This window comes from Rhodoferax sp. PAMC 29310 (assembly GCF_017948265.1).
Classification (GTDB): Bacteria; Pseudomonadota; Gammaproteobacteria; order Burkholderiales; family Burkholderiaceae_C; genus Rhodoferax.
Genome location: NZ_CP072852.1, coordinates 2,691,437 through 2,709,793, shown reverse-complemented (window position 1 = coordinate 2,709,793; position 18,357 = coordinate 2,691,437). Strand labels below are relative to the sequence as shown.

Genomic DNA, 18,357 nt, shown 5'->3' with positions numbered 1-18,357 from the left:
GCTATTCAATCAATAGCGTTTCTGCAGGCGGTTGCCCGCATTGACACAGAGGCGCTTTCGCACCTCGGTGCCTTTAAACGCCGCGCGCCCGGTCCGCCTTGAAGCGGGCCACCATGGCGCCAAAGCCGCCCACGTCCAGCGATTCGCGCACTTCACGCATCAGGTTCAGGTAGTAGTGCAGGTTGTGGATGCTGGCCAGCATGGGGCCGAGCATTTCGCCGCAGCGGTCCAGGTGGTGCAGGTAAGCGCGTGAGAAGCCGCTGCGCCCGCCTTGGTCATACGACACACCGGAGTTGCCAGCACAGGCGTAGCAGGTGCAGGTCACATCCAGTGGTTGGTGGTCTGTTTTGTGGCGGGCGTTGCGGATTTTTAGGTCGCCGTAGCGGGTGAAGAAAGTGCCGTTGCGGGCATTGCGGGTGGGCATCACGCAGTCGAACATGTCCACGCCTTGCGCCACGCCTTCCACGAGGTCTTCCGGCGTGCCCACGCCCATCAGGTAGCGTGGCTTGTGGGCGGGCAGGCGGTGCGGGGTGTGCGCCATGATGCGGCGCATCTCGTCCTTGGGTTCGCCCACACTCACGCCACCCACGGCGTAACCTGGGAAGTCCATCTCCACCAGTTGATCCAAAGACTCCTGGCGCAGGTTCTCGAACATGCCGCCCTGAACAATCCCAAACAAGGCATTGGGGTTTTCCAGCTTGGTGAACTCGGCTTGGCAGCGCTTGGCCCAGCGCAGGCTCAGTTCCATGGAGGTGCGCGCCTCCGCCTCGGTGGTGAGTTGGCCTTTGGTTTTGGGCTCGACCGAGATGTAGGGCGTGCACTCGTCAAACTGCATCACGATGTCGCTGTTCAGCGTGGTCTGGATTTGCATCGAGATCTCGGGCGTCAAAAACAGCTTGTCGCCGTTCACCGGGCTGGAGAACTTCACGCCCTCTTCGGTGATCTTGCGCATCTCGCCCAGGCTCCAGACTTGAAAGCCGCCTGAATCGGTGAGGATGGGTTTGTCCCATTTCTCGAACTGGTGCAGGCCGCCAAAGCTTTCCATCACGTCCAGTCCCGGGCGCATCCACAGGTGAAAGGTGTTACCCAGAATGATTTGCGCGCCCATGTCTTCCAGGCTGCTGGGCGTCACGCCTTTGACCGTGCCATAGGTTCCCACCGGCATGAAGATGGGGGTTTGCACCACGCCGTGGTTGAGGGTGAGCTCGCCACGCCGGGCGTGGGTGCCGGCGTAATTCTCGGTGGCGGTGTCGTTGTTTAGCAGTTCAAACTTCAGCATGACGGGCCTGTTCTTTGGTCAGCAGCATGGCATCGCCATAGCTAAAAAATCGGTATTGTTCGGCAATGGCGTGGCGGTACAGCGCCATGATGTGCTCGTACCCGGCAAAGGCACTAACCAGCATCATCAGGCTGGACTTGGGCAGGTGAAAGTTGGTGATTAGCGCATCCACCACTTTGAAGTCAAAGCCGGGTGTGATGAAGATATGCGTGTCGCCCGTGACTTGCCCGCTTTGCGCCCACGCCTCCAACGTGCGCACGCTGGTGGTGCCCACGGCAATCACCCGGCCCCCCCGCGCACGGCACTCGGCAATGGCGGTTTGTGTGGCCTGTGGCACGTCATACCACTCGCTGTGCATCTGGTGCTCGGCCAGCACTTCGGTTTTGACCGGCTGGAAGGTGCCTGCACCCACATGCAGGGTCACATGGGCCCGTTGGACGCCCATGGCGTCAATGGCGCTCAGCAAGGCCTCGTCAAAGTGCAGGGCGGCGGTGGGCGCGGCCACGGCGCCGGGGTTTTTGGCAAACACGGTCTGGTAGCGCGCCGCGTCCTCAGCCGAGTCGGTGTGGGTGATGTAGGGCGGCAGGGGCACGTGGCCGTGGCGTTCCATCAGGGTGTAGGGGTCGTCGCCCTGGTCGTTGGACAGCACAAAGCGAAACAGCGGGCCATCGGCATCGGGCCAGCGGCCCAGCAAGGTGGCGCGCAGGTGGGCAGTCGTACCAGGTGCGCCGGTTAACGCCACGGTGGCGCCAACTTCGGGCTTCTTGCTCACCCGCATGTGGGCCGCCACCTGGTTGCCGGTGAGCACGCGCTCAACCAGCAGCTCCAGCTTGCCGCCGGTGGCTTTTTCGCCAAAGAGGCGGGCGTTGATGACTTTGGTGTCGTTGAACACCATCAGGTCGCTGGGGCGCAATTGGCTGGTCAGCTCGCGGAACACGCGGTCCACCGGTGTTGCGGCGGTGCCATCCAGCAGTTTGGAGCCGCTGCGCTCGGCCGAGGGGTGCTGGGCGATGAGGTTTTCAGGGAGTTCGAAGTCGAAGTCGCTTAAAGCGAAGGCACGCTCGGTGCCGGGGAAGGTGGATGTCATGGTGCTTGAGGGGCGGACAGCCCCGTGCCAAGGTTGAAGAAAGGGGCGCCATTGTCGCAGGTGGGCGCCGCCCCTGAGCCACAATCACGCCATGACTGTCGCGCCGTCGCCTGCCACCAAGCCCAAACCTCTGTCAATTCCGCAGAAAGCCATGCTCAAGCTCGGCTTGGCGCGGCCGATTGACCTGGCGCTGCACCTGCCGCTGCGCTACGAAGACGAAACCCAGATTCAGCGCCTGAGTGAGGTGCGAGAGGGCCAGTCGGCACAGGTGGAGGGCGTGGTGACGTCTTGCGAGGTCAAGCTGGGCGGGCACCGGCAACTGCTGGTGACGCTGGACGACGGCACGGACACCTGCACCCTGCGCTTCTTCACCTTCTACCCCACCACCCAAAAAGCGCTGGCCGTGGGCAACCGGGTGCGGGTGCGCGGGGAAATCAAAGGCGGATTCATGGGGCTGCAAATGATGCACCCCACTTTTAAACCCGCCGGTGGCGACTTGGCGGTGGCGCTCACGCCCATCTACCCGACCTCGGCCGGTTTGCCGCAAGCGTATCTGCGCCGGGCGGTGGACGGCGGCCTGTCTCGCTCGGAGTTGTCCAACACCATTCCACTGGAGTTTTTAAGCCAAATCAGCCTCCAGCCCCGGTGGGGTCTGCGGGAGGCGCTCACATTTTTGCATCACCCAGCGCCTGACGTGCCGCTGGCCACGCTGGAAGACCACAGTCACCCGGCCTGGCAACGCCTTAAGGCCGAGGAGTTGCTGGCGCAGCAAATTTCCCAGTTGCAGGCCAAGCGCGAGCGGGCCAAGCTGCGGGCGCCCGTGCTAGCAGTGCGAGCGGCGCCGGGGGACGTGGCGCCACTGCATGAGCAGTTGTTGGCCGCGCTGCCGTTTGGGCTAACCGGCGCGCAGCGCCGGGTGGGCGAAGACATTGCCCAAGACCTGGCGCGTGCCGTGCCCATGCACCGGTTGCTGCAAGGCGATGTGGGTTCGGGTAAAACCGTGGTGGCGGCCTTGGCGGCGGCTATTTGTATTGACGCGGGCTGGCAGTGCGCCCTGATGGCGCCCACCGAGATTCTGGCGCGCCAGCACTTCACCAAGCTGCTCAGTTGGTTGGAGCCGCTCGGTATCAAAACCGCCTGGCTCACCGGCAGCCAGAAAGCCAAGGAGCGGCGCGAGATGTTGGCCCTGATTGCCAGCGGCGAGGCCGGCTTGGTCATTGGCACGCACGCCATCATTCAGGACAAGGTGGTGTTCAGCAAGCTGGCGCTGGCCATCATTGACGAGCAGCACCGTTTTGGCGTGGCCCAGCGCCTGGCGCTGCGCAGCAAGTTGACGATCGAGAGCGGGGAGGGCGACGCCACTTTGCTGGAGCCGCACCTGCTGATGATGACGGCTACCCCCATTCCCCGCACCCTAGCCATGAGTTATTACGCGGACTTGGACGTGTCCACCATTGACGAATTGCCGCCGGGGCGCACGCCCATCATCACCAAAGTGGTGAACGACGCGCGCCGCGACGAGGTGATTGAACGCATTCGCTTTCAGCTGCAGGAGGGGCGCCAGATCTACTGGGTGTGCCCGCTGATTGAAGAGAGCGAGGCACTGGACCTGACCAACGCCACCGAAACCCATGCCGAGCTGAGCGCCGCGTTGCCGGGTGTCATGGTGGGGCTGCTGCACTCGCGCATGCCAGTGGCTGAAAAGCGGGCGGTGATGGCGCTGTTCACCAGCGGCGAGATGGGCGTGCTGGTCAGCACCACGGTGATTGAAGTTGGGGTGGATGTACCCAACGCTTCCCTGATGGTCATCGAACATTCAGAACGCTTTGGGCTGAGTCAGTTGCACCAGTTGCGCGGCCGTGTCGGGCGTGGCGCGGCGGCTTCTGCCTGTGTGCTGCTGTATTCAACGGGCGACGCACCGCGGCTGGGCGAGACCGCCCGCGAGCGTCTCAGAGCCATGGCCGAGACCAACGATGGCTTTGAGATCGCCCGGCGCGACCTGGAAATTCGCGGCCCCGGCGAGTTCTTGGGCTCCCGCCAGTCGGGAGCTGCTTTGCTGCGCTTTGCTGACTTGGCGCTGGATGCCGATTTGTTGGAATGGGCGAAGGAACTGGCCCCGGTGATGCTGGACCAGCACCCTCATCTGGCTGAGAAGCACGTGCAGCGCTGGCTGGGCACCAAGGCCGAGTATTTGAAGGCTTGAGGATGGTGCCCCTGTTTTTACGGGCAGAAGGGGCTGCCATCGCTCGGGGGGTAAGCGCAACGCGCTATCTATTTTGTAGTATTTTTGGGCATGCTGTGGAGTGTTGGTGCATTCTGAAGCGAGCCGAGGCTGGAGTGCACTATGATCATTTTCAAGGGGGGTATCGGCGTGAGCTGCGGGCGACTGAGGCCAAAACGAAGGGGACATCATCAAGGAAGATTTTCAATCGACGATTTACGGCGACGGGGGCATTGACGGCACCGGCGACTGGGACTCGTCCCGTTCGTCAATGAAGCGGGTGATCGCCGCCATGATGGTCGTCGCAGTGGGCTCTTTACTACTCTTGCAATGGCTGGCCCCTGGTCAGACGCTTCGCCTGGCGGGTCCGGTGCTGTTTGGCGCAGTGGCAATGCTGGGCTGGTACTTCATGTTGCAACAGCGATTGCAGCTTGCTCTTAACATTCTCATTTTCGGGCTTTGGGTGGTGGTTACCGTCGTGGTGGCCTTTACCGGTGGCGTGCATGCTCCTATGGTGGTGGCCTATCCAGGCTTCATTTTGTTGGTTGGTTTGCTGACCCGCCGGTCTCAAACCTTGTGGGTCGGCGCGATGACCGTGCTAGTCACTGCAGGCTTTGTGGCAGCGGACTCTTGGGGTGCGCTGCCGGAGCCCTTGGCCACCACGGCGATAAAGCAGGGTTTGGATCAAATCCTTGTGTATTTGCTCTGCATCGTCTTGGGCCTGTCTTTGGTTCAAGCGTACCAAGCTCGATTGACAACGCTGCGAAAGGTCAGCGCGGATCTTGCGCGGCGAGGCGTCGCGCTTGAGGCCTCCCAAGCTGAACTGAAGCGCGCGCAATCGGTGGCCACCGTGGGGAACTGGGTGGGCGACATGGCGGCGGACACCATGCGGGCATCCGACGAGATGATGCGTATCTTTGGGCTGGCGCAGGACAGTCTCATGTCGTATTCGGACTATAAAAACCTCGTCCATCCGGAGGACAGGGATGCGCTGGATTTGGCTTGGCGGGCGGCCCTCAAAGGGGCGTCTTTTGATGAAGAACATCGGGTGGTGGTGAACGGCGGGGTGCGCTGGGTTCGTCAGAAAGCGGTACTGGTCTATTCCGCGCAAAGTCGCGCGCTGCGGGCCGAAGGCATTGTTCAGGACATCACCGAGAAAAAACGTGTGGAGCTGGCGTTAAAGGACAGCGAGGCTCGCTACCGCACTCTGGTTGAGCTGACGCCGCAGCCCGTGTTGGTGCACCGAGACGGGCAGTTGGTGTATGTCAATGAGGCTGCCGTTGCCTTGTTTGGCGCGGCGGACGCAGCCACGCTGCTACAAAAAACCGCAGCGGAATTGATTCATCCCGACTCACTGGCGGCGCAGGCTGATCGGATGAAGCTCATCAATACCCAGGGTAGCGTTGCCAGCACCACGCAAGCCCGCTTCGTGAAGTTGGATGGCACCGCCTTTGACGTGCAAGTGCAGGGCACGGCGATTGTGTACGAAGGACTGCCCGCTATTCAGGTCGCGATTCATGACGTGTCTGAACTTAAGGCGCAACAGGCTGCGCTGGCGCGCATGGCCCATTTTGATGTGTTGACGGGACTGCCTAACCGCGTGCTGTTGGCCGACCGGTTGCAGCAAGCCATGGCGCAGTCGAAGCGGCAGGGCCAGCGGTTGGCGGTGGTATTCCTGGATTTGGACGGCTTTAAGGCCGTCAATGACCGCCATGGTCATGGGGCAGGGGACCATCTGCTTGTGACGGTGGCCCGCCGCATGAAGCAGGCTTTGCGAGAGGGTGACAGCCTGGCCCGAATGGGCGGCGACGAGTTTGTGGCCGTGCTGCTCAATCTGGAGGAGGATTCCTCGCTTTTCTTGCGCTTGTTGGCCGCTGTCGCCGAGCCTGTCGAGTTTGAGGGCTTTGGGTTGGCGGTGTCCGCCAGTCTGGGGGTGTCCTTTTATCCTCAAGCCGACGAGGTAGATGCCGACCAATTGCTGCGCCAAGCCGATCAGGCCATGTACCAGGTCAAATTGAAGGGCAAGAATGGCTACCTTGTGTTTGACGCCGAGCAGGACCGTAGCCTGCGCGGGCGCCATGAAGGGGTGGCGCGGATCCGTCAGGCCCTGGAGGCGCGTGAGTTCGTTCTTCACTATCAGCCCAAGGTGAACCTACGAACCGGCGCCGTGGTCGGCGCGGAAGCCTTAATTCGCTGGCAACACCCGGAACTGGGTCTGCGGCCGCCGGCCGAATTTTTGCCTTTGATTGAGGAGCATCCGCTGGCGATTGAGCTGGGAGAGTGGGTGATTGATACTGCCTTGCGGGATCAGGCGGCTTGGCGCGCAACGGGGCTGGACATTCAGCTGAGCGTCAACGTGGGGGGACTCCAATTACAGCACCATGATTTCGTGACGAGGCTAGGCGACATCCTGGCCCGGCATCCCCAGCTCAAGCCGGATGCGCTGGAGTTGGAGGTGTTGGAGACCAGTGCCTTGGGCGAGTTGACGCATGTGTCCAAAGTCATTGATGACTGCCGAGCCATGGGAGTCTCCATGGCGCTGGACGATTTTGGCACCGGTTACTCCTCTCTGACCTACCTGAAGCGCCTGCCGGTGGCGACCCTCAAGATTGACCGAAGCTTTGTGAGGGATATGTTGGAGGACCCCGATGACTTGGCTATTTTGGAGGGCGTCATCAGTCTCGCCGGGGCCTTTCACCGCCAGGTAGTGGCCGAGGGCGTTGAAACCCGGGAGCATGGCGCCTTGCTGCTGCAATTGGGCTGTGAGCTGGTTCAGGGGTTTGGCATCGCCCGGCCCATGCCGTCGGGTCAAATCCCGCCGTGGTCCACCGCGTGGCAGGTCGCTCCCGTCTGGAGTGACCCGAGCCCAAGCGCGAGAGGTGCCCGATGACGCCGCACCTCGTCCCCGGCGACAACGCCAGGTGTCGTGTTTGCTTAGGGGCGGCCTGACCGCCACCGTTCTGGTGTCAAAATGGCGTTGATCGCACGCCACCTATGAATGGAGTCATTGCCGGCGCGGCGAAATTAATGGATGGCGAGCCTGTCCCGTCCTGTTCATTCGGGCCAATATTGGGAGTCCCGTGTCAGAAAAACCGTTGCCGCCGAAATTGCTTTTGCGCGATGCCAATACGCATCGCAGCCCGATCTCGCCGGCCCTGTCGCTAACCTTTCTGAGGTTTTCCATCGCCGCATTGCTGGTGGGTGCGGCAATTGCCGTTCTCGTACTGCGCGTCGTTTTGCCCCAGCAACCTGAGCGAGTTTGGGGAGCGATCGGCGTCGCTGCCATTGCGTTGGTGGCATGGCTGATTCAGTACCGGGGTCATTGGCGCCATGCCATGCGTTTTTTGGCTATAGGGGCATGGAGTGCGGTGACTGTAATAGCGGTTTTCACTGGTGGCGTCATGTCACCGGTCGTCATTGCCTATCCCTTGATTATTTTGATGACCGGTTGGTTGCTCAGCCCGTTGTCTGCGGTGATCACCGCGGGTCTGACGGTGGTCGCCACTGTCGGTTTGATCGCGGCTGAACAGTGGGGCTGGTTGGCGCGGGCATACGCCATTCCGCTGGTCTGGCATGGCGTGGATCAAATCATTGTCTACATCATGGCGGCCCTGATTGCCTTCTTTGTTGTTCGCGTCTACCAAAATCGGATCGACGAATCGCGGGAGGCCGCGGCTGCGCTGATCCAGCGCACGGCCGACATGGAGGCTGGCAAGTTGGACTTGCAGCGAGCTCAAGGGGTTGCCCGCGTCGGGAGTTGGGGGTATGAGTTGGGCACGGACATCATGCGATTTTCGGACGAGGCCTGCCGCATACTGGGTTTGAGAGAGGGCACCGTGCTAAATCAGGCCACCTGCCTGGCCGGTGTGTACTCCTTGGACCGCGATGCCATGGGAGAGGCTTGGCTCAGTGCCGTGAAGTCTGGCCATTTTGACCATGAACACCGGGTGCAGGTGGGGCGAGATATCCGCTGGGTACGTGAAAAGGCAGAAATCAGCTATTCGCCCGATGGAACGCCCTTGAAGGCAGTGGGCGTGACGCAGGACATCACGGTGCGCAGGCTGGCAGAGGAGGGGTTGCGGGAAAGTGAGGCGCGCTACCGAAGCCTGGTGGAATTCACGCCTCAGCCCATTTTGGTTCACCGAATGGGAACCTTGCTATTTGTGAACGAAGCAGCGATCAAATTGTTTGGCGCACGTGATGCGGCGCAGTTGATGACCCACCAAGCGCAGGACTTGATCCACCCCGATAGCCAAGTCAGCCAGCGGGCCCGCATGGAACGCATCAACAGCGACATGCCGGTGACCGGCATGGTGGAGGCGCGCTTTCTCCGGTTAGATGGGCGCACCATTGATGTCGAGGTGCAAGGGACGGCCATTGTTTACCAGGGTGAGCGTGCCATTCAGGTGGCCATTCACGACATCACGGAAATGAAGGCCCATCAAAAGCAGTTGGAGCACATCGCGCATTTCGATGCGCTTACAGGCTTGCCCAATCGGGTGTTGCTGGCGGACCGGCTTCATCAGGGCATGGTTCAAGCGCAGCGACGCGGCACCCTGTTGGCCGTGGCCTATCTGGATCTGGATGGATTCAAGGCCATCAATGACCGCTACGGTCACCAAACCGGGGACCAGTTGTTGATCGCTCTGGCGGCGCGAATGGGGCAGACCCAGCGTGAGGGCGACACGCTGGCGCGCCTGGGCGGCGACGAGTTTGTGGCGGTGCTGTTGGATCTGGACAATGCCGACGCCTGTTTACCCATGCTGACCCGGCTGCTGTCGGCTGCCGCCAAACCGGTCCAGTTGAATGGTCAAACCCTGCAAGTCTCTGCGAGTCTGGGGGTCACCTTTTTTCCCCAATCGGAAGGGGTGGACGCGGATCAGTTGCTGCGCCAGGCCGACCAGGCCATGTACCAAGCCAAGCTGGCCGGGAAAAACCGCCACCACGTCTTTGACACGGTGCTGGACCGCCACGTGAGAGGTCATCACCAAAGCTTGGAGCGCATACGGCGTGCCTTGGTGGACTCTGAATTCGTGCTTCACTATCAGCCTAAGGTGAATATGCGCACTGGCCAGGTGATTGGCGTTGAGGCCTTGATTCGCTGGCAGCACCCCGAGGACGGTTTGTTGGCGCCTGCTGCGTTTCTGCCGGTGATCGAAAACCACGCGCTGGCCGTGGAGGTGGGGGAGTGGGTGCTGGCCACCGCACTGGAGCAGGTCAAACAGTGGCAATTTCAAGGTCTGACGCTGCCGGTGAGTGTGAATGTGAGTGCCTACCAACTGCAACAGCCCGATTTCTCCTTGCGATTGCGTGCAGTGCAGGATGCATGCATTGATCTGCCGCCAGATTGCCTCCAGCTGGAAGTGCTTGAGACCAGCGCCATGACCGACATGGCCCACGTCTCAACGGTGATGAGTGAATGTCGTCGCTATGGCGTCACTTTTGCGCTGGACGACTTCGGCACCGGCTACTCGTCGCTCACGTACCTCAAGCACTTGCCGGTGAGTCAACTCAAAATTGACCAGAGTTTTGTGCGCAATATGCTGGACGATCCGGATGATCTCGCCATTCTCGAGGGCATCATTGGGTTGGCCTCGACTTTCCGGCGTGAGGTGATTGCCGAGGGAGTGGAGACCGTGGAGCATGGGGTGATGCTGCTCCAACTCGGGTGCCATCTGGCGCAGGGAAATGGCATTGCGCCCGCCATGCCGGGTTCTGAAATTGAGGGGTGGTTGCGTCGCTGGCAGCCAGCACCAGCCTGGCGCGACCAGGTCCTGATTCGTCCGCAGGACTTGCCCTTGTTGATTGCCGGCGTGGAACACCGGGCCTGGCTGGGTGCGGTTGAGCGCTACATCAAAGGCGAGCGCCTGGAGCCGCCACCGCTCGGGCCCACCGAGTGCCGACTGGGCGGATGGCTGGTGGGCGATGGTCTGGTGCACCACGGCTCGCGGCCGGGTTTTGAATCTGTTTCGCCTCTGCATGACCGTGTGCATGTCGTTGCCGGACGTCTGTGTGAGCTGAAATCAAGCGGCGAAGGTGAGCAGGCCTGCGCTCGCCTTGGCGAGCTGCAGGGCCCCAGCCAGTCTTTGCTGGCGCAGCTGTCCGCCCTGACGGAGTCCTAGCAGGAGTAAGCGCTTGATCGAAAGCGCGTATCCTCAAGTCCATGCTGCGATTGACACAAGCTCCGAACCTTGCCATTGCCACCCTGTGGGCCGACGCCCTGGCCGTGGAGGGTATTGAGAGCAGTGTGGAGCGAGCCTACCTGTCCGGCTTGGCTGGTGGCCTGCCTCCCGACCAGTGCTTGCCCGAGGTCTGGATTCACCATGAGCAACAGGAGGAGAGGGCGCGCACGCTCCTGTATGACCTTCAGCATGTGCCGCAACAGCGGTGGTTCTGTACCTGTGGCGAGTTGGTTGAAGGCGGTTTCGAGCAGTGCTGGAAATGCGGCGCCCTGATGCCGCGCTGAGAGGCTCGTCAGCCATTGCCCGCGAATTGAATGCAACAATGACGGCATGACGCTCACTGAACTCAAATATATTGTGGCCGTGGCCCGAGAACGCCACTTTGGTCGTGCTGCCGAGGCCTGCCATGTGTCTCAGCCGACCCTGTCGGTGGCCGTTAAGAAGTTGGAAGAGGAGTTGGAAGTCAAACTGTTTGAGCGAAGCGCCAACGAGGTGTCTGTGACGCATTTGGGCGAAGAAATCGTTCGTCAGGCCCAAAGCGTGCTGGAGCAAGCCACCCACATCCGGGAAATCGCCAAGCGCGGCAAAGATCCGCTGGACGGGCCACTCACATTGGGCGTGATCTACACCATTGGCCCCTATCTGCTGCCAGACCTGGTGCGCCAGATGATTACCCATACGCCGCAAATGCCGCTGGTGTTGCAGGAGAACTTCACCGTCAAGCTGCTCGACATGCTGCGCACCGGCGAGATTGACTGCGCCATTCTGGCCGAGCCTTTCCCTGACGCGGGGCTGGCCTTGGCCCCGTTGTATGACGAGCCCTTTCTGGCCGCCGTGCCGTTTCACCACGACCTGGCGGCCCATGACACCGTGAGCACCGAAGCGCTCAAGCAGGAAACCATGTTGTTGCTGGGCAGTGGCCATTGTTTTCGCGACCATGTGCTGGAGGTGTGCCCGGAGTTCGCTCGTTTCTCCAGCAACACCGAGGGCATTCGCAAGAGCTTTGAAGGCTCCTCCCTGGAGACCATCAAGCACATGGTGGCCGCTGGCATGGGGGTCACGCTGGTGCCCCGGCTGAGCGTGCCCAGCGAGGCCCTGTCGCCCAAACCCCGTCGCAAGCGCGACGAAGATCCGTTTGTCAAATACCTGCCGTTTGAGAAAAATCCACCCACACGTCGGGTGGTGCTGGCCTGGCGACGTAGTTTTACCCGTTATGAGGCTATTGCCGCCTTGCGCAATGCCATTTACGCCTGTGAATTGCCGGGTGTGACCCGTTTGTCCTGAGTTGGAGTGTTTTAGATGTCTCTTTTCCAAGCCGCCGTGCTGGCGCCGGTCCCCACGGTGGGCCGCTATTTGTTCTATTCAGTGAAAGATGGCTTGGCCGTTCGTGAGCAGTTGCGTCAGTTTTTGGATTTGGTGGATGGACTGACCGTGCTGGTGGGGCTGGGGCCTGAGTTGGTTGAGGCGCTGGGAGCCGAGGTGCCGGGCCTGCACCCGTTTGTGGCGCTGGACGCAGACGGAGTTCCAGTGCCGAGCACGCCGACTTCCTTGTGCGTCTGGTTGCGCGCTGCCGACCGGGGTGACTTGGTACACCTCACCCGACAAGTTGAGGCCGCGCTGTCGCCCGCTTTTCATCTGGATAAATTGATTGATGCGTTTCGCCACGGCAAAGGCCCGAATGGCCATGGGCGAGACCTGACCGGGTATGAAGACGGCACGGAAAACCCCGATGGCGAGGAGGCCGTGGCGGCAGCCCTGCTCCAGGGTGCCGGTGAGGGGCTGGACGGGTCGAGCTTCATGGTGGTGCAACAATGGATTCATGACCTGGGTGCCTTTGAGGCCATGACGGGCAGAGAGCAAGACCACACTTTTGGGCGCCGGCGCAGCGACAACGTCGAACTCGCTGACGCGCCTGCGTCAGCGCATGTGAAGCGTGTCGAGCAGGAAAGTTTTGAGCCATCGGCGTTTGTGGTGCGCCGCTCCATGCCTTGGTCACAGGGACAAAGCGCGGGCTTGGTGTTTGTGTCGTTTGGCAAGTCGTTTGACGCGTTTGAAGTACAAATGCGCCGCATGGCGGGGGTGGACGATGGCGTGACCGATGCGTTGTTCCGTTTCTCAAAGCCGGTGACGGGCGCATTTTTCTGGTGTCCACCGATGCAGGGAGGGCGTCTGGACCTGCGCCATCTGGGCTTGTGAGCGAGGTGCTAAACGCGCCAACGCCGCGCAGCAAAGCGTCCCTGTATTTGGCCCTCATCCGTTGGGACCGGCCTGCCGGCTGGCTGCTGCTGCTGTGGCCCACGCTCACCGCTTTATGGGTGGCTTCCGGCGGGTTTCCGGGCTGGCATTTGATCACCGTGTTCACGCTGGGAACCGTCTTGATGCGCAGTGCAGGTTGCTGTATCAATGACGTGGCGGACCGCGAGTTTGACCGTCACGTCAAACGCACAGCCGGGCGCCCGGTCACAACGGGCGCCGTGACCGTGAAAGAAGCGCTGGGGCTGGGTGCCGTGCTGGCTTTGCTGGCCTTTTTACTGGTGCTGACGACCAACGCCGTGACTGTGGCGTGGTCGGTCGCCGCCCTGGCGGTGACGTTGATTTACCCTTATGCCAAGCGCTATGTCTCCATGCCGCAGGCGGTGCTGGGTGTCGCCTTCAGCTTTGGGATTCCGATGGCATTCGCGGCCGTGTTGGGCAACGGCGCTTTCAGCGTTGTCGCCATGCAGTCCAGCGTGCCGACCTTGGCTTGGGTGTTGCTGCTGGGCAACCTGTTGTGGGTGCTGGCCTATGACACCGAGTACGCCATGGTGGACCGGGATGATGACCTGAGGATTGGCATGAAAACCTCGGCCATCACACTGGGGCGTTGGGATGTGCCCGTCATCATGGCCTGTTACCTGGGGTACATGTCTATTTGGGCTCTGGCCCTTGATAAATATGCGCAAGGCGCTCTGTTTTATATAGCAATATTGGTGGCGTTGGTCCAGGTGTTTTGGCACTTCACCTTGATTCGCTCCCGCACGCGGGACGGCTGTTTCAAGGCCTTTCGCCTGAATCACTGGCTGGGGTTCACCTTGTTTGCAGGTGTCGCATTGAGCTACTCCCTGGCGTGAGTCGTTGCCCCGGTGGCCCACAATTTACCTTGCGCCTTGGGCCGCGCCAAATTCTTCACCCAGCTCTTTGGCCCGCTGCCCCGCGGCGTGCATAGCCCGAACAAACTGGCCCTTGATGTCGTCATGCTCCATGGACGAGAGAGCCGCATAAGTGGTGCCGCCCTTGGACGTCACGCGCGCGCGCAACACCTCGGGTGCCTCGTCTGAGCGATGCGCCAATTCACCCGCACCCATGAAGGTGGCCACAGCCAGCCGGTAGGCGGTGTCTTTGGGCAATCCCATCTCGACGCCAGCCGTCGTCATGGCTTCCATGAAATAAAACATGTAAGCCGGGCCGGAACCCGACAGGGCCGTGACCGCGTCCAGTTGCGCCTCGTCGTCCAGCCAGATGAATTCCCCCGTGGACGAGATGACCTGGTCGACGAGGGCCTTGTCGGATGCGGTAACTTCGGCTCGCGCAAACAGGCCGGTGATGCCCTTGGCAATCAGGGCCGGGGTGTTGGGCATGGCGCGCACCACCCGTTCGCTCCCAAGCCAGCGCGCAATGCTGTCACTGGAAATGCCGGCCGCCACGCTCAGGTGCAAACCGTGCTGGTTGTGAGCGCGTACAGACGCTGCAGCCTCTTTGAAGGTTTGGGGTTTCACGGCCCACACCAGCAGGTCGGCACCGGCCAGAAAAGCGCCGGCTTCAGCGTGGGCGGTGATGCCAAAGCTGCTGAGCAGCTTGGCGCGGGCGTCAGTAAAGGGCTCGACCACGTCGATCTGGTCGATGGATTTGCCCTGGGCAATCAGCCCGCCAATGATGGCGCTGGCCATGTTGCCCCCGCCAATGAATGCAATGCGTTCGTTCATGAATATCCTCGGGTGGTGGGCCACGGGGTGGGCGCCAAATCAAATGAGTCTACTCAAAAACGAAGCTGGGCCGGGTTACAGCGCCACGGTTTGTCGCACCGCATGTTCCCAGCGCGCCATGAGCTCCTTCGCCCGGTGCGGGGCCAAGGTGGGCAAGAAGCGCCGGTCGGCTTTCCACAGGTCAGACAATTCGTCCGTGCTTTTGTAAACTCCGGTGGACAGGCCCGCCAGATAAGCGGCCCCCAAGGCGGTCGTTTCAGTGACGGCGGGGCGCACCACGGGAATGCCCAGCAGGTCGGCCTGGAACTGCATCAGCAAGTCATTGATACAGGCGCCACCATCCACTCGCAGTTCGGACACAGGGGCAATGCCGGCGTCAATCGCGTCACGGCTCATGGCCTGCAACAGCGCCGCGCTTTGAAAAGCAATGCTCTCCAGTGCCGCTCTTGCAATGTGGGCCACCGTGCTGCCGCGAGTCAGGCCCGTGATGGTGCCGCGGGCGTCGGGGTTCCAGTAGGGGGCGCCCAAGCCGGTGAAGGCCGGAACCATCATCACCCCGCCCGCATCCGGCACGCTTTCCGCCAGGGACTGAACTTCGCCGCTGCCTTTGATGGCGTTGAGCCCGTCGCGCAGCCACTGCACCACGGCACCGCCCACAAAGACGCTGCCCTCAAACACATAGGCGGGGGTGTTGGACGGCTGCGCGGCGGCGCTGGTGATCAGGCCGTTGTGCGAGGTTTCAAAATGATCGCCCGTGTGCATCAGCATGAAGCAACCGGTTCCATAGGTGTTTTTCGCCATGCCCGCCTTGAAGCAGGCTTGCCCAAACAGCGCGCTTTGCTGGTCACCAGCGACCCCGCCAATCGGAATCGCGTGGCCCAACAGGTCAGGGCTGACCTCGCCAAAGTGTGAGCTTGAGGGTTGAACCTCAGGCATCATCGCGGCGGGAATATCCAGGGCCTGGAGCAACTCCGGGTCCCACTGGTTAGTGTGAACATTGAACAGCATGGTGCGCGCTGCGTTGCTCACGTCCGTGGCATGCACGGTGCCGTTGGTGAGGCGCCAGATCAGCCAACTGTCCACCGTGCCAAAAGCCAATTCGCCGTTTTCTGCCAGTTGACGGGCGCCCCGAACGTTGTCCAGCAACCATTTGAGCTTGGTGCCGGAAAAATAGGCGTCCACCAGCAGACCGGTTTTTTGCCGGATGGTTTCCGCCAGGCCGCGTTCGCGCAGCGCAATACAAGTTGGTTCTGCCCGGCGGTCTTGCCAGACGATGGCGTGGTGGATCGGCAGCCCGGTGCGGCGATTCCACACCACCGTGGTTTCACGTTGATTGGTGATGCCAATGGCCTGCACGTCCTTCGCTTCAATGCCGGCTTTGAGCAGCACTTCGCGGGCGGTGGCCAGTTGGGTGCGCCAGATTTCCTGCGGGTCGTGTTCGACCCAGCCCGGCTGGGGGTAGATCTGGTTCAACTCCCGCTGGGCCTGGGCCACGGTGCGGCCAGCGGCGTCAAACACAATGCTGCGAGAGCTGGAGGTGCCCTGGTCCAGGGCGAGTAGGTAGGTCATGGTGAAGGCTTAAAAGAATTCAAAGAGAGGGGCAGGCGTCAGGCCATCGAAACATCACAACGCACCTGTGCATCGTCAAGTAAAGCCGGAAAAGGCTCGGGCGGTGGAGCGTCTGTGAACAGGCGGTCAATTTGCGACAAATGCCCGACGGCGGCCATGGCCGGGCGGTTGAACTTGCTGACGTCTGCCGCCAGCCAGACCTCGCGCGCATGGGAGATGATGGTTTGTGACACCTTGACCTCGCGGTAGTCAAAGTCGCGCAAGGAGCCGTCGTCTTCAATGCCGGAAATGCCAATGACGGCGATGTCGACCTTGAATTGGCAAATAAAGTCCACGGCAGCCTCGCCCACAATTCCCTGGTCGCGCCCCCGCACCACGCCACCGACGACGATGACTTCGCATTCAGGGTTGGCACTCAGAATCAAGGCGACATTGAGGTTGTTGGTGATCACGCGCAAGCCGCTGTGCTGCAGCAAAGCCCGCGCCACGGCTTCCGTGGTGGTACCAATGTTCAAAATGAGGGAGCAGTCGTTGGGCACCGCCACGGCGATCGCTTTGGCGATGCGTCGCTTGCCCTCCACATTCAGACTTTCGCGTTGCGGGTGGGCCATGTTCTCAACTGTGGAACTTGGCACACGAACGCCACCGTGAAAGCGAGTCAGCAAGCCCTCGTCAGCCATGCGCTGGATATCGCGCCGCACTGTTTGCAGCGTAACCCCGAGGGTGTCAGCCAAAAATTCTACCGTGACTGTGTTGTGGGTTTGAACCACGGCAAGTAGTTTGAGTTGTCTGGGGTTGGGGTTCATTCTTGTAATTTTTGATCGAAGAGGGATCGATGAAAGGCGAATCACACTTTAAAACGAAACAAAAGGAATATGTATAGGGTAATTACTGAGTCCAAACGAATCAAAACGAATAATAATTTAACGAATCGAATATTCAATTCGAATCGGTTCATTTTCTTCATTAAAGGTGGTGTGATGCAGTTGACTCTTGAGAGCATCAGCAAAAAGGTCGGGCCACAAACGTGGTTGTACGACATGAGCTTGGCCCCCCTGAGCGGGGCAGTCACCGTGTTGCTGGGGGCGACACAATCCGGCAAGACCAGTCTGATGCGCATCATGGCGGGTCTCGATGTTCCCTCCGGCGGGCAAGTAAAGGTCGACGGGAAGAGCGTGGTGGGAGTGCCAGTGCGTGATCGCAATGTTGCCATGGTTTACCAGCAGTTCATCAATTACCCGTCCATGAAGGTGCGCGACAACATCGCGTCTCCTTTGAAATTGCGCGGTGACAAGAACATTGACCAGCGAGTGCGCGAACTGGCTGAAAAACTCCATATCGAAATGTTTCTTGATCGCCTGCCCGCCGAACTTTCAGGTGGGCAGCAGCAGCGCGTTGCCTTGGCGCGCGCCTTGGCAAAGGGCGCACCCTTGATGCTGCTTGATGAACCCCTTGTCAATTTGGACTACAAACTGCGAGAAGAGTTGCGGGACGAGTTGACTGACCTTTTTTCGGCAGGGGACTCTACTGTGATTTACGCCACCACTGAGCCTGGAGAAGCGCTGTTGCTGGGGGGCTATACCGCGGTTCTGGATGCGGGTGAGTTGTTGCAGTACGGCCCGACTTCGGAGGTATTTCACCAGCCCAAGTCACTTCGCGTGGCGCGGGCCTTCAGCGACCCTCCGATGAACTTGATGTCCGCCAACGCGGCAACGTCTGGCGGCGTACAGCTGAACGGTGGACCGCTGCTGCCCTTGGCGCTGCCAACAACGCCATCGCGACAGTTGACTGTGGGCATGCGCGCCGGCTCACTCAGGGTTACGGCTGCAGAGGGTGATGTCAGCGTTATCGGCAAGGTCGAGTTGGCTGAGATATCTGGCTCAGACACCTTTGTCCATCTGGCGACACCGGTGGGCGAACTCGTGGCACAGCTCACTGGGGTTCATTATTTTGAGTGGGGTGCGCAAGTGCCTCTCTATTTCAACCCGGCACAAGTCTATGTGTTTGACGCGAAGGGCTTGCTGTTGCTGGCTCCGGTGCGGGGCGGAGGACGCTGA

Annotated in this window: 13 protein-coding genes; 8 read left to right on the top strand and 5 right to left on the bottom strand. The window is 60.9% G+C overall.

Features of this window, described 5'->3' with window-relative positions:
* Positions 1–73 precede the first annotated feature (73 nt).
* Positions 74–1,279, bottom strand: a complete 1,206-nt coding sequence (gene tgt / locus J8G15_RS12490; protein WP_210542356.1) for a tRNA guanosine(34) transglycosylase Tgt — start codon at positions 1,277–1,279, stop codon at positions 74–76.
* Positions 1,266–2,366, bottom strand: coding sequence for a tRNA preQ1(34) S-adenosylmethionine ribosyltransferase-isomerase QueA (gene queA, locus J8G15_RS12485; RefSeq protein ID WP_210542354.1), 1,101 nt, complete (start codon positions 2,364–2,366; stop codon positions 1,266–1,268). The genes tgt and queA overlap by 14 nt, the downstream gene beginning before the upstream one ends.
* A 91-nt stretch (positions 2,367–2,457) precedes the next feature.
* Here queA and recG point away from each other — a divergent pair, with 91 nt between their 5' ends.
* The 7 genes from recG to ubiA all read left to right on the top strand — a co-directional run bounded on the left by recG (position 2,458) and on the right by ubiA (position 13,879).
* Entirely contained in the window at positions 2,458–4,569 is a 2,112-nt protein-coding gene (gene recG / locus J8G15_RS12480; protein WP_210542352.1) for an ATP-dependent DNA helicase RecG, read from the top strand.
* Positions 4,570–4,858: 289 nt separating this feature from the next.
* Positions 4,859–7,477 (top strand): bifunctional diguanylate cyclase/phosphodiesterase, encoded by a 2,619-nt coding sequence (locus tag J8G15_RS12475; protein ID WP_210542351.1) that lies wholly within the window; start codon positions 4,859–4,861, stop codon positions 7,475–7,477.
* Between the two features lie 190 nt (positions 7,478–7,667).
* On the top strand, positions 7,668–10,709 hold the full coding sequence (locus J8G15_RS12470; protein WP_210542349.1) for an EAL domain-containing protein: 3,042 nt from the start codon (positions 7,668–7,670) through the stop codon (positions 10,707–10,709).
* Between the two features lie 41 nt (positions 10,710–10,750).
* A complete protein-coding gene (locus J8G15_RS12465; RefSeq protein ID WP_210542347.1) occupies positions 10,751–11,053 on the top strand; it encodes a putative signal transducing protein in 303 nt (100 codons plus the stop codon).
* A gap of 46 nt (positions 11,054–11,099) precedes the next feature.
* Positions 11,100–12,053: a LysR substrate-binding domain-containing protein gene (locus J8G15_RS12460; protein WP_210542346.1), complete on the top strand. Its 954-nt coding sequence runs from the start codon at positions 11,100–11,102 to the stop codon at positions 12,051–12,053.
* A 15-nt stretch (positions 12,054–12,068) separates the two neighbouring features.
* Entirely contained in the window at positions 12,069–12,965 is an 897-nt protein-coding gene (locus J8G15_RS12455) for a Dyp-type peroxidase (protein ID WP_210542344.1), read from the top strand.
* A complete protein-coding gene (gene ubiA / locus J8G15_RS12450) occupies positions 12,962–13,879 on the top strand; it encodes a 4-hydroxybenzoate octaprenyltransferase (RefSeq protein ID WP_370627420.1) in 918 nt (305 codons plus the stop codon). Before J8G15_RS12455 ends, ubiA begins: the two co-directional genes overlap by 4 nt.
* Positions 13,880–13,903: 24 nt before the next feature.
* Here the strand turns inward: ubiA and proC are convergent, their stop codons facing one another.
* The 3 genes from proC to J8G15_RS12435 all read right to left on the bottom strand — a co-directional run bounded on the left by proC (position 13,904) and on the right by J8G15_RS12435 (position 17,106).
* Positions 13,904–14,731 carry a pyrroline-5-carboxylate reductase gene (proC, locus tag J8G15_RS12445; RefSeq protein WP_210542339.1) on the bottom strand — a complete coding sequence of 276 codons (828 nt, stop codon included), beginning with the start codon at positions 14,729–14,731 and terminating at the stop codon, positions 13,904–13,906.
* Positions 14,732–14,806: 75 nt separating this feature from the next.
* Entirely contained in the window at positions 14,807–16,300 is a 1,494-nt protein-coding gene (gene glpK / locus J8G15_RS12440; protein ID WP_210542337.1) for a glycerol kinase GlpK, read from the bottom strand.
* A 38-nt stretch (positions 16,301–16,338) separates the two neighbouring features.
* Positions 16,339–17,106 carry a DeoR/GlpR family DNA-binding transcription regulator gene (locus J8G15_RS12435; protein WP_210542334.1) on the bottom strand — a complete coding sequence of 256 codons (768 nt, stop codon included), beginning with the start codon at positions 17,104–17,106 and terminating at the stop codon, positions 16,339–16,341.
* Between the two features lie 174 nt (positions 17,107–17,280).
* Here J8G15_RS12435 and J8G15_RS12430 point away from each other — a divergent pair, with 174 nt between their 5' ends.
* Positions 17,281–18,357, top strand: coding sequence for an ABC transporter ATP-binding protein (locus tag J8G15_RS12430; protein WP_210542332.1), 1,077 nt, complete (start codon positions 17,281–17,283; stop codon positions 18,355–18,357).

Bases quoted from the DNA above. Each gene is read 5' to 3' on its own strand.
- tgt (WP_210542356.1), bottom strand. From the start codon at position 1,279: ATGCTGAAGTTTGAACTGCTAAACAACGACACCGCCACCGAGAATTAC.
- queA (WP_210542354.1), bottom strand. From the start codon at position 2,366: ATGACATCCACCTTCCCCGGCACCGAGCGTGCCTTCGCTTTAAGCGAC.
- recG (WP_210542352.1), top strand. From the start codon at position 2,458: ATGACTGTCGCGCCGTCGCCTGCCACCAAGCCCAAACCTCTGTCAATT.
- J8G15_RS12475 (WP_210542351.1), top strand. From the start codon at position 4,859: ATGAAGCGGGTGATCGCCGCCATGATGGTCGTCGCAGTGGGCTCTTTA.
- J8G15_RS12465 (WP_210542347.1), top strand. From the start codon at position 10,751: ATGCTGCGATTGACACAAGCTCCGAACCTTGCCATTGCCACCCTGTGG.
- J8G15_RS12460 (WP_210542346.1), top strand. From the start codon at position 11,100: ATGACGCTCACTGAACTCAAATATATTGTGGCCGTGGCCCGAGAACGC.
- J8G15_RS12455 (WP_210542344.1), top strand. From the start codon at position 12,069: ATGTCTCTTTTCCAAGCCGCCGTGCTGGCGCCGGTCCCCACGGTGGGC.
- proC (WP_210542339.1), bottom strand. From the start codon at position 14,731: ATGAACGAACGCATTGCATTCATTGGCGGGGGCAACATGGCCAGCGCC.
- glpK (WP_210542337.1), bottom strand. From the start codon at position 16,300: ATGACCTACCTACTCGCCCTGGACCAGGGCACCTCCAGCTCTCGCAGC.
- J8G15_RS12435 (WP_210542334.1), bottom strand. From the start codon at position 17,106: ATGAACCCCAACCCCAGACAACTCAAACTACTTGCCGTGGTTCAAACC.
- J8G15_RS12430 (WP_210542332.1), top strand. From the start codon at position 17,281: ATGCAGTTGACTCTTGAGAGCATCAGCAAAAAGGTCGGGCCACAAACG.